Here is a 16,465-nt window from a genome sequence, read left to right on the forward strand (position 1 = left end):
AAATTCGACGATTCTTGACACAGAGGAACCTGCCCCGACCCCCGATCCGCCCCTCAGAGTGGTGTCACACACCCCGTCGCCACAGGGAAAGGGCACGACGATGACGACGACCACCGAGCAGAGCACCACCGCTCCCGCCGCCCAGCAGGCGCTGGAGATCGAGCGCGACTGGCAGACCAACCCCCGCTGGTCCGGGGTGGAGCGCCGCTACACCGCCGACGACGTCGTGCGGCTGCGCGGCTCCGTCGTCGAGGAGCACACCCTCGCCCGCCGCGGCGCGGAGAAGCTGTGGGAGGCGCTGGAGACCAAGCCCTTCACCCGCGCCCTCGGCGCCCTCACCGGCAACCAGGCGGTGCAGATGGTCAAGGGTGGGCTGGAGGCCATCTACCTCTCCGGGTGGCAGGTCGCCGCGGACGCCAACCTCGCGGGCCAGACCTACCCCGACCAGAGCCTCTACCCCGCCAACTCGGTCCCGGCCGTGGTCCGCCGGATCAACAACGCGCTGCAGCGCGCCGACCAGATCGCCTGGATGACCGGGGACACCAGCACCGACTTCTTCGCCCCGATCGTGGCCGACGCCGAGGCCGGCTTCGGCGGGCCGCTCAACGTCTTCGAGCTGATGAAGTCGATGATCGCGGCCGGTGCGGCCGGCGTGCACTGGGAGGACCAGCTCGCCTCGGAGAAGAAGTGTGGCCACCTCGGCGGCAAGGTGCTCATCCCCACCGGTCAGCACGTCCGCACCCTCAGCTCGGCCCGGCTCGCCGCCGACGTCCTGGGCGTGCCCTCGGTCGTCATCGCCCGCACCGACGCTCTCGCGGCGGACCTGCTGACCAGTGACGTGGACGAGATCGACCAGGAGTTCACCACCGGCGAGCGCACCTCCGAGGGCTTCTTCCGGGTGCGCAACGGCATCGAGCCGGTGCTGGCGCGGGCCAAGGCGTACGCGCCCTACGCCGACCTCATCTGGGTCGAGACCGGCACCCCGGACCTCGGCCTGGCGCGGGAGTTCGCCACCGAGCTGCACAAGGACTTCCCCGGGCAGAAGCTCGCCTACAACTGCAGCCCGTCCTTCAACTGGAGGTCGGCGCTGTCGGACAGCGAGATCGCCTCCTTCCAGGACGAGCTCGGAGACCTGGGCTACGCCTTCCAGTTCATCACCCTGGCCGGCTTCCACGCGCTGAACCACTCGATGTTCCAGCTCGCCCAGGGGTATGCCCGGACCGGCATGAGCGCGTATGTCGAGCTGCAGGAGGCGGAGTTCGCCGCGGCCTCCTCGGGCTACACCGCGGTCAAGCATCAGGCGGAGGTGGGCACCGGCTACTTCGACGCGGTCAGCACCGCGGTCAACCCGGAGTCCTCCACCACCGCGCTGTCCGGCTCGACCGAGTCCGAGCAGTTCCACTGAGCAGCAGCCGAACCCACCGCGGTGGCCAAGTGCGGCCACAGCGACCGGAACCCACCGCGGTGGCCAGGGATCGCCCTGGCCACCGCGGCCGTCCACCCGAGAGGATGAGGTCATGGAGACCTACCCCGAGGCGCTGCTCCAGGACGAGCAGCTCGCGACGCTGACCGACCTCGAGCGCGCGCTGCGGGAGTCCCGCGCCGAGCTGCTGCGCGGCCGCAAGGAGCAGTCGCGGGGCGTGCGCGCCGGGACCGAGCTGCACACCCGCTCCGAGACCGCGCAGCTGCGCGCCGACGACGCCTGGCAGGTGGCGCCGCCACCGGCGGACCTGACCCACCGCCGGGTCGAGCTCGCGACCGCGGCCACCGCGGAGCAGGCCAAGGGCGCGCTCGCCTCCGGCGCCGACGTCTGGGTGGCCGACCTGGAGGACATGCTGGTGCCGACCTCGCGCCGGCTGGTCGCCGCCCAGGAGGTCATCCTCGAGGTGGCGGGGACCCGCACCGGTGACCCGGACCCCGGCGTGCCCACGCTCATGGTCCGGCCGCGTGGGCTGCACCTCGACGAGGCCCACCTGGAGGTGGACGGGCAGCCCACGGCGGCCTCGCTCGTCGACACCGTCACCTTCCTCGCCCGCTGCGCGAGGCTGCTGCTCGAGCGGGGCACCGGCCCTTACCTCTACCTGCCCAAGGTCGAGTCGGCCGCCGAGGCGCAGTGGTGGGACCGGATGCTCACCGCCGCCGAGGAGGCGCTCGGCCTGCCCACCGGATGCACCAGGGTCAGCGTGCTCGTCGAGACGGTGCAGGCGGCCTACGAGCTGGACGAGATCGTCCACGCGCTGCGGGAGCGGGTCACCGGGCTGGCCGCCGGACGCTGGGACTACGTCTTCTCCCACCTGCGGACCTACGGGGACCGGCCGGACCACGTGCTGCCGGACCGGGACGCGTTCACCATGAACACCCGCTTCCTGCGGACCTACACCGACCTCATCGTGCGCACCTGCCACCGGCGGGGCGTCCAGGCCATCGGCGGACCGATCGCGCTCGCCGCCAGCGGCCCCTTCGACGACTCGGCCGCGATGACCCACGCGCGGGTGCACCGCGACAAGGCCCGCGAGGCCAAGCAGGGCTTCGACGGCGCATGGGTGCTGCACCCCGCTCTCGTGCCGGTCGCCCGGCAGCCCTTCGAGGAGCGCGACCGGCGGCGGGCCGAGCGGCAGGCTCCGGCCGAGGACGCACCCTCGCCCGGCCGGGCGTCCGACGCGGCTCCGGATGCCGAGGCGCTGCGTGACGTCAGCGCGATCCCCGGCGCGTCGACCCTGACCGGGGTGCGCACGGCGATGCGCTCGTCGCTGACCTATCTCACCGGGTGGCTGGCCGGGGAGGGCACCGCCACGCTCGCCGGTCACGTCGAGGACTTCGGCACCGTCGAGCTGGCCCGCATGCAGCTGTGGCAGTGGCTCTCGCACGGCACCCGGCTGGCCGAGGGTCCGACGATGTCGACGCTGCTGCTGGACCGGATGCTCGAGGACGAGGTGGCGCTGCTGCGTCGCCGTGGGGCGCGCGAGGACCTGCTCGGGCACGCCGTGGAGCTGCTCCGGGACTCGGTGGTGGCGACCGAGCCGCCGGCCTTCCTCTCCCAGCGGGCCTACGACGTCCTGCTCGGCATCGGCGAACCCGAGGACGAGTCCGCCGACGCGCAGGAGGCCACCTCCGGCGCCGCCTGACCGCGGTGGGGATGTGGTGCCGGGACGACCCCCGGCCACCGCGGTGCGGACGGGCAGCCCGGACGACACCCAACCACCCGGTCGGTCAGCCGGAGACCCCCGACCGGGGGTGCCGGTGCCCGCGCAGGACGACGTGCTCCGGATCGGCCAGGACCCTGACGTCCGCGCGCGGGTCCTCGCGGTAGACGACGAGGTCGGCCGACTCACCCTCGGCGATCCCGGGGCGACCCAGCCACTCGCGGGCCGACCAGGTGGCCGCCCCGAGCGCCTCGGTCGCACTCATCCCGGCCCGGGTCAGCGCCTCCACCTCCTGGGCGCCGAGCCCGTGCGGCAGCTGCCGCCCGCGTCGGACCCGGCATACACCGGTATGCCCGCCTCGTGCGCCTTGGCGACCGTCTCGTGCCGCCGGGCGTAGAGGTCCATCATGTGGTCGGCGTAGGTCGGGAACTTGCCGCGACCGGCGTCGGCGAAGCCCGGGAAGTTGTCGATGTTGACCAGGGTCGGCACGATCGCGATGCCCTGGGCGGCGAAGGTGTCGATGGTGTCGTCGACCAGCCCGGTGGCGTGCTCGATGCAGTCGGTCCCGGCGGCGGCGAAGTCGACCAGCGACTGCTCCCCGAAGCAGTGCGCGGTGACCCGTGCCCCCTCCTCGTGCGCCGCGGCGATGGCCTCGGTGAGCACGTCGACCGGCCAGCAGGTCCCCAGGTCACCGGTCTCCCGGTCGATCCAGTCACCCACGAGCTTGACCCACCCGTCACCGGCGCGCGCCTCCTGGCGCACGTAGGCCACGAGGTCCTCGGGCTCGATCTCCCAGGCGAAGTTGCGGATGTAGCGCCGGGTGCGGGCGATGTGCCGGCCCGCGCGGATCAGCCGCGGCAGGTCCTCCCGGTCCTGCACCCACCGCGTGTCGGCCGGGCTGCCCGCGTCGCGCAGCAGCAGCGCGCCCGCGTCCCGCTCGGCCAGCGCATGCTCCTCGGCCCGGGCGTCGTCCACCGCACCCTGGGCCTCGAGGCCGACGTGGCAGTGCGCGTCGACCAGCCCGGGGAGGGCATACCCCCGGATCGTCTCGACCTCGCCACCCGTCGGGGCGCTGAGGCTGACCCGGCCGTCGACCACCCAGATCTCGTCGAGCACCTCCTCGGGACCGACCAGGATCTGACCCGTGACGTGGAGCACCGGTGCGCTCATCGCTCGCCTCGCCTTCTTCGCCGTGGATCCTCACCGTAGCGTCCAGCAGTGCGGCCGTAGACTCCCCCTTCGTGTCCGACCCCGGTATGCCCACCCGCGAGCCGCTGCGTGTCCCGCGCGTCGACCTCGGCGCGATGCTGCGGGCGGCCGCCGACGGTCACTTCCCAGAACCGGACGGCGGCTTCTCGCGCACCGCACCGTGGCGGGGCGGGGTCGAGGGCGCGATCGCCTTCACCGGCCACGCCGTCATGGCCGTGACCGAGGACGTCACCGACGGCGAGCTCGCGGCCCTGGGTGTCCACGGCTTCGGCGGGGCGCACGACCCGCGGATCGCGACCACGCTCGCGGGTGAGGGCCCGATCGGGGTCCTCGACGCGCTGCTCGTGGGGCGCGGGACAGGGACCGGCGGGCCGCTGGTCCCCCGCCCCGACCTCGCCGGCACCGACCGCGCCACGCACGCCGGCGAGTGGCGGACCGAGATCGACGTCTACGGCCTGCCCGACCGTGGCGTCAGCTCGCTGGCGACGCTCTCCCGCGGGATCGGCGGCCTGCCGGAGGTCGGCATCCAGGCCGCAGACGGCCACGCCGCCACCCTGCTCGACGGCATCCTGGCGCGCCGACCGGCCGGCGAGGTCGTCCTCGCGTCGGTGACGCCCGGCAACGCCCGCTCGCTGCGCTTCTTCCTGCGCCGCGGATTCGTGCCGGTCGCCAGCGAGCAGCTCTGGAAGCCGCGACGCCTGACCCGCGGTCAGGCCAGCGGGACGGCGGCCACCGCCTCGACCTCGACGAGCTGGCCGGGATAGCCCAGGCCGGTGACTCCGCTCAGCGTGCTGGGCACCTCGTGCTCGGCGAAGGTCGCGAGGCGCCGGCGACGAAGATGGGCCGACTCGCGCCGTCGGTGGTGGCTGAGTAGGCGTAGGGGGACGGGGCCAGCGCCGAGTCGGCGGACAGTCGGACGATGGAGGAGGGCACGGCCACACCGTAGGCGCCGGGGCGGTCGACGGCGCGCCACCCCCGCCCGGCCTCGCCGTCGCGATCAGATCACGCCGGCAGCGAGGGCCGGCTCGGCGTACGCCTGCGCGAGCGACGCGACCGTCTCGTGGGCGTTGAGGCCGCTGGGGTTGGGGACCACCCACAGCTGCGCGCCCTCGAGATCCTCCGGCTGCCGACCCGGGGTCGCGCCGCGAGCCCCGAAGGCGCTGCGGTATGCCGTGATCCCCGCGACCGCGACGACGCGCGGCCGCACCCGGCGCACGGTCTCACGCAGCCGCTCACCGCCCTCGCGCAGCTCCGCGGCGCTCAGCTCGTCGGCGCGGACGGTGGCCCGGGGCACGAGGTTGGTGATGCCGATGCCCCGGTCGAGCAGGTGGGCACGGTCCTCGTCGTCCATCCCGGCAGCCGGGTCGATGCGACGCCCGCTGATCCCGGCCCGCTCGAGCGCGGGGTAGAACCGGTTGCCCGGGTGGGCGAAGTGGGTCAGCGTCGCGGCGGTCCACAGGCCGGGGTTGATCCCGACGAAGAGCAGCCGCACCCTCGGGCCCGAGCCCGGCTCCGGGAGGAGGTCGGGGACCTCGGCCCCCCGGTAGGACTGCAGCTCCTCCCGCGTGAAGCGGGGCGTCACGAGACCGGCAGCCCCACGCCGTCCCAGGCCGAGAGCAGGGCGTCGAGCACCTCCGGGGCATCGGCATACCGCTCCCGCGCGGACTCCGCGGTGGCGGCGGCGAAGGTGGCGAAGTCGACGTCCCGCGCGATCCGGCCGCGGGTGGCGAGGGTGTCGTACCAGACCTGGCCGGCCCGCTCCCAGGCCCATCCCCCGAGCCCGGTGGCGAAGAGGTGGAACGCCTTGTTGGGGATGCCGGAGTTGATGTGCACCCCGCCGTTGTCGTTGTCGGCGTCGTGCGGCAGGTCGACGTAGTCGTCCATGTGCGCCGGTTGCGGGTCCTGGCCGAGGGCAGGGTCGTCGTAGGCGGTCCCGGGAGCGGCCATCGAGCGCAGCGCCACGCCCTGGACGCGATCGGTGAGCAGGTCGGCGCCGATGAGCCAGTCGGCCGAGCCGGCCTCCTGCCCCAGGAGCCGCTGCCGCACCAGCGCACCCAGGACGTCGCAGACCGACTCGTTGAGCGCGCCCGGCTGGCCGACGTAGGTCAGGCCGGAGGTGTATTGCACCAGCCCGTGACCCAACTCGTGCGCGATGACATCCAGGCTCGCGGTGAACCGCCGGAAATAGACGCCGTCCCCGTCGCCGAAGACCATCTGCCGGCCGTCCCAGAAGGCGTTGTCGTAGTCGCGCCCGTAGTGGACCGTGGCCGCGAGCAGCATGCCCTGACCGTCGAGGGAGTCCCGGCCGTAGGAACGCGCGAGCAGCTCCCACGTCGCGCCCAGGCCGTCGTAGGCCTCGGTGGCAGCGACGTCGCCGGTCGCCGGGTCACCCTCGCCGCGGACCAACCGGCCGGGCAGCGTGGTCGCCCCACCAGCGTCGTAGATGCTGCGCCGGGGCGCCGCGTCGTCGGGCACGACGGTCCGCGCTAGGTCGGGGGCGACGACCGGCTCGGCGGGCAGCCGCGGCAGCGGCATCGTCGTGGGCAGGATCGTCCCCTGGGACGGCGGCTCTCCTCCCGGCCACCGGGTCGCCATGAGCTCCCGGCGCCCCCGCGTCTGCTCGCTGTCCTGCAGCGTGGCCTGGACGATCGGAGCGACCTCCGGGTCGGCCTGGGCGATCCGGGCCAGCAGGTAGCCCGGGATGATCGTGCAGCGTGTCCCCGTCATGGACCCACTCTGACATCGGGCGCCGACAGACGCCTGCGGCGCCCTCGGCTCAGCCCTTGCCGCCGTCGAGGTACTTCTCGAAACCCGGCGGCAGCTTGAGCCCGGACAGGTCGTTGCCCTGCCCAGGGTCGTCCTCCAGCCCGGCGGCCCCACCGCCGAAGGCGCTCTCCAGCGAGCGATCCCGGGCCGCCTGCTCCTTGGCCGCGGCCTCCCGCTCCTGCTGCGCCCGCTTGGCCGGGTTGCCCGACTTGCCCTTCTTGCGCTGCTGCTTGCCCTTCTTGGCGCCACCCCCGGCGCCGCCCATGCCGGGCATGCCCGGCATACCGGGCATGCCGCCGCCCTTCTTGAGCTGACGCATCATCTTCTGCGCCTCGCCGAAGCGCTCGATGAGCTGGTTGACCTCGCCGACGCTCACACCCGAGCCCCGCGCGACGCGAGCGCGGCGCGAGCCGTTGAGGATCTTGGGGTGGCCACGCTCGAGCGGGGTCATCGAGCGGACCATGGCCTCGACCCGGTCGAACTCCCGCTCGTCGAGGGAGTCCAGCTGCGCCTTCATCCCCTGCATCCCGGGCATCATCCCGAGCATCTGCTTCAGCGAACCCATCCGCTTGATCGCCGACATCTGCTCGAGGAAGTCGTCGAAGGTGAAGTCCTCGTCGGCGAGGAACTTGCGGGTCATCTCCTTCGCCTGAGCCTGGTCGAAGGCCTTCTCCGCCTGCTCGATGAGGGTCAGCACGTCGCCCATGTCGAGGATGCGCGAGGCCATCCGGTCGGGGTGGAACAGCTCGACGTCCTTGACCCCCTCCCCGGTGGAGGCGAAGAGGATCGGCTGCCCGGTGACGGTCGCGACCGACAGCGCGGCGCCACCGCGGGCGTCGCCGTCCAGCTTGGACAGCACGGTTCCGGTGATGCCGACGCCGTCGGCGAAGGCCTTGGCGGTGTCGACCGCGGCCTGCCCGATCATCGCGTCGATGACGAAGAGCACCTCGTGCGCGCTCGTCTCGACCCGGATGTCGTGCGCCTGGCGCATGAGGTCGACGTCGACGGCCAGCCGGCCGGCGGTGTCGATGATGACGACGTCGTGGTTCTTGCGGCGGGCCTCCTCGACCCCGTCGACCGCGACGTCGACCGGGTCCCCGAAGCTGCGGGTCCCCTCCCCCGACTCCAGGGTCGCGTCGTGACCGAAGATGTTGCCGCGCTCGGGCGCGAAGACCGGCACCCCCGCGCGCTCGCCGACGACCTCGAGCTGGGTGACGGCGTTGGGGCGCTGCAGGTCGGCGGCCACGAGCATCGGGGTATGCCCCTGGTCTGCGAGCATCCTGCCCAGCTTGCCCGCGAAGGTGGTCTTTCCCGAGCCCTGCAGGCCGGCGAGCATGATCACGGTCGGCGAGTTCTTGGCGAGGTTGAGCCGCCGCGTCTGGCCCCCGAGGATCGCGACGAGCTCCTCGTTGACGATCTTGACGATCTGCTGCGCCGGGTTCAGCGCCTGGTGCACCTCCGCGCCCAGCCCCCGCTCGCGGATCCGGCCGGTGAACTCCTTGACCACGGGCAGCGCCACGTCGGCGTCCAGCAGCGCCATCCGGATGTCGCGGATGGTGGAGTTGAGGTCGGACTCGGTGACGGTGCCCTTGCGCTTGAGGTTGCGGAAGGTCTGCGTCAGGCGGTCGGAGAGACTGGTGAACACCCGCCCTACGATACGTGCCGCACGGCGCCGACCGGTCCGCCGCCGGGTCACCTCCGGCGCGCACCGGGCCCCTCCGGCTGCGCATACTGGGCCCGTGCCCTCCCCCCGACTCGCCGAGCAGGCCCGCAACCGCCTCGCCGAGGCGCTGCGGCAGCGGGTGGCGGGACCGGACGCCGCACCCCGGGCCGCGGCCATCTGGCTGGCTCCGGGCGAGCGCCGGTTCGCCCCCTCCGACCCGATCTGCCGGGTGCACGGCCACGCCGGGATGTATGCCGGGGGCATCCGCGCGCTGCTCCTCCAGGCGCTGCACCCGCTGGCGATGGCCGGCGTGGGCGAGCACTCCGGCTACCGCGGCGACCCGTGGGGCCGGCTGCAGCGCACGAGCGAGTTCATCGCGATGACGACCTACGGGCCCGTGGACTCCGCGCAACGTGTGATCGACCGGATCAACCGGGTGCACCGCACGGTCAGGGGGACCGCGCCGGACGGGCGACGGTATGCCGCCACCGACCCGCACCTGCTGCGCTGGGTGCACGTCGCCGAGATCGACAGCTTCCTCGTGGCCCACCAGCACTACGCGCGGACCCCGCTCACTCCCGCCGAGGCGGACCGCTACGTCGACCAGGCGGCGTGGGCCGCCGAGGAGCTCGGGGTGCTCGACCCGCCGCGCACGGCGCGGGGTCTGGCCGAGTCGCTCGCGGCATACCGGCCCGAGCTGGAGGCCAGCGAGGGGGCGCTCGACGTCGCCCGCTTCCTGCTGGCCGAGCCGCCGCTGCCGTGGGCCGCGCGACCCGGATTCTGGATGCTCGCCGCCGGCGCGGTGCAGATGCTGCCCGGGTATGCCCGCGACCTGCTCGGGCTGCGTCTGCCGGAGCCGCTGCGCGCCCTGGAGCGACCCGCGCTGGCGGCGCTCGACCCGCTCGGCCGGCTCGGGACCGCGGCAGTCGGCTGGGCGCTCAGCAGTCCTGACGATCCGCGCAACTCACCCCAGAGCTCGGCCGTCGTCGACCGCACCGCCCGGGCACCCCACTCCTAGCCGTCAGCCGTCAGCCGTCAGCCGACGATCGCGCTGACGAAGGCCTCCGGGTCGAACGGCGCCAGGTCGTCCGGGCCCTCGCCCAGCCCGATGAGCTTCACCGGGACGCCGAGCTTGCGCTGCACGTTGACGACGATGCCGCCCTTGGCGGTGCCGTCCATCTTGGTCAGGACGATCCCGGTGATCGCGACCTCCCGGGCGAACTCCTCCGCCTGCCGCATGCCGTTCTGCCCCGTCGTGGCGTCGAGCACGAGCAGCACCTCGCCGACCGGGGCCACCTTCTCCACGACCCGCTTGATCTTGCCGAGCTCGTCCATGAGGCCCCGCTTGGTGTGGAGCCGCCCGGCGGTGTCGACGAGCACGACGTCGACCTCGGCGTCCACCCCGCCCTTGACGGCGTCGTAGGCGACCGACGCGGGGTCGGCGCCCTCGGTGTGCGAGCGCACGGTGGGCACACCCACCCGCTCACCCCAGGTCTGGAGCTGGTCGGCGGCGGCGGCGCGGAAGGTGTCGGCGGCGCCGAAGAGCACGTCCTTGTCCTCGGCGACGAGCACCCGACCGAGCTTGCCCACCGTCGTGGTCTTGCCGGTCCCGTTGACGCCCACCACGAGGATGACCGCCGGGTGCTCGCCCTCGCGGCTCGCGGCGATCCGCCGGTCGAGGGTCGGGTCGACGAGCCGGAGCAGGTCGTCGTGCAGCCACTGCTTCACCTGGGCCGCGTCGGTCGTGCCGTCCACCTTGACCTGCGTCCGCAGCGAGTCGACGAGCTCCTGGGTCGCCTCCACGCCGAGGTCGGAGGCGAGCAGGGTGTCCTCGACGTCCTCCCAGTCCTGCTCGCTGAGGCCACCGCGTGACAGCAGCGCGAGGAGCGCGTTGCCGATGGCGTTGTTGGAGCGGGCGAGCCGGGCGCGCAGCCGCTGCAGCCGGCCGCGGGCCGAGTCCGGCCGCTCCAGCGTGGGCGCGGACGCCTCGGGCTCCTCGACCGCGACCCCACCACCGCGATTCTCGACCTCGCCGGAGGGCTCGGGCCGCTCCTCGGTGAGGACGTCGGAGTCCTCCTCCCGCCGCGTGCCGGCGGGCGGCAGCGTCGCCGAGTCACCACCTCGACCGCGGACCAGCGCCACCAGCAGCGCGAGACCCCCGAGCACCACGACGGTGACGAGGGTCAGGATCTCCCAGAGCTCGTTGATCGGTCCCACGACGTCAGTCTCTCAGACCCGCTCGGCCGATCCGATCCGCACCGCGCGACCGGCGCCGGGCGCGCGCAGCCGCGTGCTGGGCGAGGTGTGTCCGCGCCCCGGCATACCGTGCAGGTATGCCGACGCCCCAGGAGCCGGACTTCGCCCCGGTGCCGGTCAGACGGGTCGAGCGCGACCCGCAGTCCGCGCTGCCGGACGAGCACACCTGGCCGCGGACCATCCCGGCCGTCGCCCAGCTGATCGCCGAGGGCCTCGACCTCGGACGGGCCACGGTGCTCGTCGGGCCGAACGGCTCGGGCAAGTCCACCATCCTGGAGGCGGTGGCGATGACCTACGGCCTCAACGCCGAGGGCGGCTCCACCGGCGCGATGCATCGGACGCGCACGACCGAGTCCGACCTCGCGCAGTGGTTGCGCGTCGTGCGGGGCCCGGGGGCCTCCCGGTGGGGCTACTTCGTGCGGGCCGAGACGATGCACGGCCTGTTCAGCTATCTGCAGGACACGGTGCGGCACGACTTCCACCGGTTCTCGCACGGGGAAGCCTTCGTCGAGCTTCTGGGCTCGAAGCGCTACCAGGGGGACGGCTTCTTCGTCTGGGACGAGCCGGAGTCCGGTCTGTCCTTCGAGGCCCAGCTGCGCCTGCTGTCCGAGCTGGTCGAGATAGCCTCGCAGCCGGGGGCTCAGGTGCTCCTCGCGACGCACTCCCCGCTGCTGGCCGCCCTACCCGGGGCCGTGGTGCTCGAGTGCTCCGAGGAGGGGATGCGGGAGACGGCGTGGGACCGGCTCGACATGGTCGACCACTACCGGCGGTTCCTGGAGGCGCCGGAGCGCTACCTGCGGCACCTGCGCGCCTGAGAGCTCTCAGCTGGCCGCGGGGTACTCACCCGGCGCGTCGTCCTGCGCCGACGGGGCGGTGGACGCCGAACGGCGGCGCTCACGCAGCGCCTGGGTGCGCTGGGCGGCGGAGCGGCCGAGCTGCTCGCCGCGGCTCCGGACCTGCTCGCCGCGCCGGCGCGCCCCGGCGATGAGCTCCTCCCCCTCGGGGGTCCAGAACTCTCCCCGGCCCTCGCGACGCGCCTCGATCATGACGTACCCCACGACCCCCACGCCCAGGGCGACACACAGCAGCATGGCCAGGACTAGTGCAAGCATGTGACCAGTGTGCCGCTCGGTGTGCGCCGGAGCCGATCTGACGCCCGGCGTGTCGCGGGCGTGTCGCCCTCAGGGTGAGCGGAATCACACGACACAGACCGTGCGGCCGGTCGGGGAGTCAGCGGGCGAGGTCCCGCTCGATGCGGCGCAGCGTCTGCCGGGTGGAGGCGATGAGCCCCGCGTCGCCGGCGGCCTCCCGCAGCGCCAGGGCTCGCGACGCGGCCGCGTGCGCCTCCTCCGGTCGACCCTCGTCGAGGAGCACCTTGGCCCGGTGCTGGTGGACCAGGGCGGCCCGCGGGTCGTCGCCGGCGAGGATCTCCTCCGCGGCGTCGAGCAGCGCGTGCGCGGGCGCATACTCGCCCCGCCAGTGGTGCACGTGCGCCAGCCGGACCGCCGCGAGCGCCCAGGGGGAGGACCCAGCGTCCTGCTCGGCCAGGCGCGCCTGCCCCGCGGCCAGCGCCGCGTCGAGCTCGCCCAGCATCCGCAGCAGCGCGACGGCGTGCGGGTCCTCGGGCGTCTCCCCGAACCACTCGCGGGTCTCCTCCTCGTCGAGCAGCTCCTCGCGCAGCGTCTCGTCGTCGATGACGTAGGCGGGGAACTCGGCGCCGCCGAAGACCACCGTCATGCGGGCGACGGCTCGGGCTCGGGGGCGGGCGCGCGGCGGCGGGTGGGCTGCTCCACCCCGTCGGCGGCGACGTCCTTGATCCGCTGGCTCACCACCGTGGTCACGCCGTCGCCACGCATGGAGACGCCGTAGAGCGCGTCGGCGATCTCCATCGTGCGCTTCTGGTGGGTGATGACGATGAGCTGGCTGGAGTCGCGCAGCTCCTCGAAGAGGGTGATGAGCCGGCCCAGGTTGGTGTCGTCGAGCGCGGCCTCCACCTCGTCCATGATGTAGAACGGGCTGGGCCGGGCCTTGAAGATCGCGACGAGCAGCGCCACCGCCGTCAGCGACCGTTCCCCGCCGGAGAGCAGCGAGAGGCGCTTGATCTTCTTGCCCGGGGGCCGCGCCTCGACCTCGATGCCGGTGGTGAGCATGTTGTCCGGGTCGGTGAGCGTGATCCGCCCCTCACCCCCCGGGAAGAGGCGCGAGAAGACGCGCTCGAACTGCGCGGCCGTGTCGTGGAAGGCCTCGGTGAAGACCCGCTCCACCCGCTCGTCCACCGAGCGGACGATCTCCAGCAGGTCCTCCTTGGAGCGCCGCAGGTCCTCCACCTGCTCGGTGAGGAAGGTATGCCGCTCCTCGAGCGCGGCGTACTCCTCCAGGGCGAGCGGGTTGACCTTGCCGAGCTGGTTCAGGGCACGCTCCGCCTTGCGCAGCCGCTTGTCCTGGGCCTCCCGGACGAACGGCTGGGCCTCGGGCAGGTCCGCGTCCGGGTCGTCCGGGGCGGGGTCGTCCGGTCCGGGGATGACAGGGACGGGCAGGTGCGGACCGTACTCGTCCACCAACGTCTGCGGGTCCACACCGAGCTCCTCGACGGACCGGGTCTGCAGCGCCTCGATGCGCAGCCGCTGCTCGGCGCGGGCGATCTCGTCGGCGTGGACGGAGTCGGTGAGGTCACGCAGGTCGTCGGCGAGCTCGCGGGCCTGCTGCCGGGCGGTCGCGAGCGCCTGGTCACGCTCCGCCTGCTCCGCCTGCCCTCGGGAGCGTTCCTGCGCGGCCCGCTCCACGACCTGCTCGGCCCGCGCCAGGAGGTAGCCCGCCCCCGCACGCACCGCCGCGGCGGTGTCACGCTCCCGGGCCCGGCGCTCCCGCCGCTGCGCGGCCTGCCGCCGGGCGGCGAGCTCGCCCGCGGCGGCCGACTCCAGGCTGTCGGCCCGGCCGGACAGCGCGGTGACGCGCTCCTCCTGGGTGCGCAGGGCCAGCCGTGCCTCGGTCTCCAGCGTCCGCGCCCGGGCGGCCGCCTCGGCGAGGCGCTCCCGCTCGGTGGTGTCCGGCTCCTCGGTCCCCTCCTGGCTGGCGAGCTGCTCGGCGTCGGCCAGCCGCTGCTCCAGCTCGGCGAGCTCGGCGCGGGTCGTGGCCAGGGACTCCTCGGCGGTGCCGATGGCGGTGGTGGCCCGCTCGTGCTCGGCCCGTGCCGTGCGCATCGTCTGGCCGAGCTGGGAGAGCTGCTCGGCCACCGCGGTCATCCGCGCGTCGGAGTCGTGCAACGCGTCCAGCGCCTCGTCGGCGCCGCGCTGCGCCTCCTCCAGGTCCTCCGTGGCCGAGCTCAGCGCGAAGGTCGCCCGCTCGGCGCGCGACGTCGCCTCCTGGACCCCGCTCTGCGCTTCCTCCAGCGCCGAGGTCAGCTCCAGCATGCTGGGGGCGGCCGACGACCCCCCGCGGACCCATCCCGGGCCGTAGACGTCCCCGGTACCGGTGACCACCGTGATGCCGGGCAGCGCCCGCACCAGCAGCGCGGCGTCGTCGGCGTCGTCGACCAGGGCCACCTGCTCCAGCAGTCCGGTGACCGCTCGCCGCAGCGCCTCGTCCCCGTCCTTGGCGCGCACCATGTCGGCGGCCCACACGGCATACCCGGGGAGCTCGGGCCAGCGCTCCCGCTCGGCACCGTCGTCGGCCTCCCCCGTCACCAGCTCGGGGACCATGAGGCCGGCCTGCCCCTGGTCCTGGTCGCGCAGCCAGGCCAGCGCCTCCTGCGCCTGGCCCAGCCCGTCGACGACGAGCGCCTCACCGGCCCAGCCCAGCGCGGCCGCGACCGCGGCCTCGCGGCCGGCCTCGACCACGAGGTGGTCGGTCACGGTGCCGGTCACGCCGGTCACGCCGTCGGCCGACAGCAGCGCGCTCGCGCCGTCGGTGCGCCGCAGGCTCAGCGACAGCGCCTCCACCCGGGCCCCCCACTGCGCCTGCTCCGCCTGCGCCGCGCGCAGCTCCTCGGTCAGCCGCTCGACCTCCTCGCCCGCCTCGGCCCGGCGCTGCTCCGCGGCCTCGTAGTGCTCGTCGAGCCCTTCCTCGCCCTGCTCGACGTCGAGGACCGTGCCCTCGAGCCCGGCGTAGTCCTGCTCGGCCTTCTCCGCCCGCTGCACGACGGCCGCGGCCACCTGCTGCAGCCGGGTGACCTCGCCCTCGCCGGCCTCGAGCCGGGAGCGTCGGGCGGCCACCTGCCCGGACAGCCGAGCCAGCCCCTCGCGACGGTCCGCCGCGGCCCTCGCCAGCCGCTGGAGCCGCGCCTGCTCCTGGGCATGCGCGTCCTCGGCCTGCGCCCGCGCCCCCTCCGCGTCGGCCAGCGCGGCCGCGAGCTCGGCCACCCGGGCCTGCAGCGCGGCCTCCTCCTCCCGGACCCTCGCCGCCTGTGCACGCAGCTCCTCGGGGTCGCGGCCACGGCGGGAGCGACCGCTCTCCTCCGCCGCCAGCTCCTCGGCCTCCGCGCCGAGCAGGCGCACCCGCTCGGCGGCGAGGTCACCCAGGCCCGGGCCCGCTCCACCAGGGAGGACAGGGCATACCACCGGTCCTGCACCGCGGTGATCGCAGGCGCGGCCGCGGCCCGCTCCTGCTCCAGCTCGGCGACCCTGGCCTCGGCGGACCGCGCCGCCTCCTGCACCCGGGTGCGTCGCTCGATGAGGGCCCGCTCGTCGGCGAGCTCGGCCTCCAGCGCGCTCGTGAGCTGGACGAGGTCGTCGGCGAGGATGCGCAGCCGGGCGTCGCGCACCTCCGCCTGGATCGTCGCGGCCCGCCGGGCGGTCTCCGCCTGCCGGCCGAGCGGCCCGAGCTGGCGGCGGATCTCGGTGGTCAGGTCGGTGAGACGGGTGAGGTTGCCCTCCATCGTCTCGAGCTTGCGCAGCGCCCGCTCCTTGCGCTTGCGGTGCTTGAGGACGCCGGCCGCCTCCTCGATGAAGCCGCGCCGCTCCTCGGGGGTGGCGCGCAGCACCTGGTCCAGCTGCCCCTGGCCGACGATGACGTGCATCTCGCGGCCGATGCCGGAGTCGGAGAGCAGCTCCTGCACGTCGAGCAGGCGGCAGGAGGTGCCGTTGATGGCGTACTCCGACCCGCCGGCGCGGAACATCGTGCGGGTGATCGTCACCTCGCTGTAGTCGATCGGCAGCGCGCCGTCGGTGTTGTCGATGGTGAGCGAGACCTCGGCGCGACCCAGCGGCTGGCGGCCGGAGGTGCCGGCGAAGATGACGTCCTCCATCTTGCCGCCGCGCAGGCTCTTGGCCCCCTGCTCCCCCATCACCCAGGCGAGCGCGTCGACGACGTTGGACTTGCCCGAGCCGTTGGGCCCGACGATGCAGGTGATGCCCGGCTCGAGCCGCATGCTCGTCGCCGAGGCGAACGACTTGAAGCCCTTGAGGGTCAGGCTCTTCACATACATGTGGCT

General features: G+C 73.9%; 10 protein-coding genes and 3 pseudogenes. 4 read left to right on the forward strand and 9 right to left on the reverse strand.

Annotated features, from left to right (window positions below; translation table 11 throughout):
* Positions 1-100 precede the first annotated feature (100 nt).
* Complete coding sequence (gene aceA / locus BJF86_RS10630; RefSeq protein ID WP_075818814.1) at positions 101-1,405, forward strand: isocitrate lyase; 1,305 nt, start codon at positions 101-103, stop codon at positions 1,403-1,405.
* 112 nt (positions 1,406-1,517) lie between these two features.
* Positions 1,518-3,125, forward strand: a complete 1,608-nt coding sequence (locus tag BJF86_RS10635; RefSeq protein ID WP_075818816.1) for an aldolase/citrate lyase family protein — start codon at positions 1,518-1,520, stop codon at positions 3,123-3,125.
* A gap of 85 nt (positions 3,126-3,210) precedes the next feature.
* On the opposite strand, the pseudogene BJF86_RS10640 reads toward BJF86_RS10635, so the two are convergent.
* The 5 genes and pseudogenes from BJF86_RS10640 to ffh form a co-directional block, all read right to left on the reverse strand.
* Positions 3,211-4,313: pseudogene (locus tag BJF86_RS10640) on the reverse strand (amidohydrolase family protein).
* Positions 4,314-5,061: 748 nt separating this feature from the next.
* A pseudogene (locus tag BJF86_RS18955) lies at positions 5,062-5,166 on the reverse strand (RidA family protein); the annotation flags it as partial.
* Positions 5,167-5,349: 183 nt separating this feature from the next.
* Positions 5,350-5,934 carry a mismatch-specific DNA-glycosylase gene (locus tag BJF86_RS10650; protein WP_075818818.1) on the reverse strand — a complete coding sequence of 195 codons (585 nt, stop codon included), beginning with the start codon at positions 5,932-5,934 and terminating at the stop codon, positions 5,350-5,352.
* Positions 5,931-7,079: a M4 family metallopeptidase gene (locus BJF86_RS10655; protein ID WP_075818820.1), complete on the reverse strand. Its 1,149-nt coding sequence runs from the start codon at positions 7,077-7,079 to the stop codon at positions 5,931-5,933. The genes BJF86_RS10650 and BJF86_RS10655 overlap by 4 nt, the downstream gene beginning before the upstream one ends.
* Positions 7,080-7,128: 49 nt before the next feature.
* Positions 7,129-8,763 carry a signal recognition particle protein gene (gene ffh, locus BJF86_RS10660; RefSeq protein WP_075818822.1) on the reverse strand — a complete coding sequence of 545 codons (1,635 nt, stop codon included), beginning with the start codon at positions 8,761-8,763 and terminating at the stop codon, positions 7,129-7,131.
* Between the two features lie 94 nt (positions 8,764-8,857).
* On the opposite strand from ffh, the gene BJF86_RS10665 reads away from it, so the two are divergent.
* Positions 8,858-9,799, forward strand: a complete 942-nt coding sequence (locus BJF86_RS10665; RefSeq protein ID WP_075818824.1) for an oxygenase MpaB family protein — start codon at positions 8,858-8,860, stop codon at positions 9,797-9,799.
* Positions 9,800-9,816: 17 nt separating this feature from the next.
* Here the strand turns inward: BJF86_RS10665 and ftsY are convergent, their stop codons facing one another.
* The gene (gene ftsY, locus BJF86_RS10670) at positions 9,817-10,998 is read right to left on the reverse strand and encodes a signal recognition particle-docking protein FtsY (RefSeq protein ID WP_075818826.1); all 1,182 of its coding nucleotides are present in this window, start codon (positions 10,996-10,998) and stop codon (positions 9,817-9,819) included.
* Positions 10,999-11,114: 116 nt separating this feature from the next.
* Between ftsY and BJF86_RS10675 the strand changes: the two genes are divergently transcribed.
* Positions 11,115-11,852, forward strand: a complete 738-nt coding sequence (locus tag BJF86_RS10675) for an AAA family ATPase (protein WP_075818828.1) — start codon at positions 11,115-11,117, stop codon at positions 11,850-11,852.
* Positions 11,853-11,858: 6 nt separating this feature from the next.
* Here BJF86_RS10675 and BJF86_RS10680 read toward each other — a convergent pair whose 3' ends face one another.
* The 3 genes and pseudogenes from BJF86_RS10680 to smc form a co-directional block, all read right to left on the reverse strand.
* A complete protein-coding gene (locus BJF86_RS10680; RefSeq protein WP_075818830.1) occupies positions 11,859-12,149 on the reverse strand; it encodes a hypothetical protein in 291 nt (96 codons plus the stop codon).
* 118 nt (positions 12,150-12,267) lie between these two features.
* Complete coding sequence (locus BJF86_RS10685; protein ID WP_075818832.1) at positions 12,268-12,774, reverse strand: hypothetical protein; 507 nt, start codon at positions 12,772-12,774, stop codon at positions 12,268-12,270.
* Positions 12,771-16,459: pseudogene (gene smc, locus BJF86_RS10690) on the reverse strand (chromosome segregation protein SMC). Before smc ends, BJF86_RS10685 begins: the two are co-directional and overlap by 4 nt.
* Positions 16,460-16,465 lie beyond the last annotated feature (6 nt).

It is taken from the genome of Serinicoccus sp. CNJ-927, from assembly GCF_001942435.1.
In the GTDB taxonomy this organism is placed as follows: domain Bacteria; phylum Actinomycetota; class Actinomycetes; order Actinomycetales; family Dermatophilaceae; genus Ornithinicoccus; species Ornithinicoccus marinus.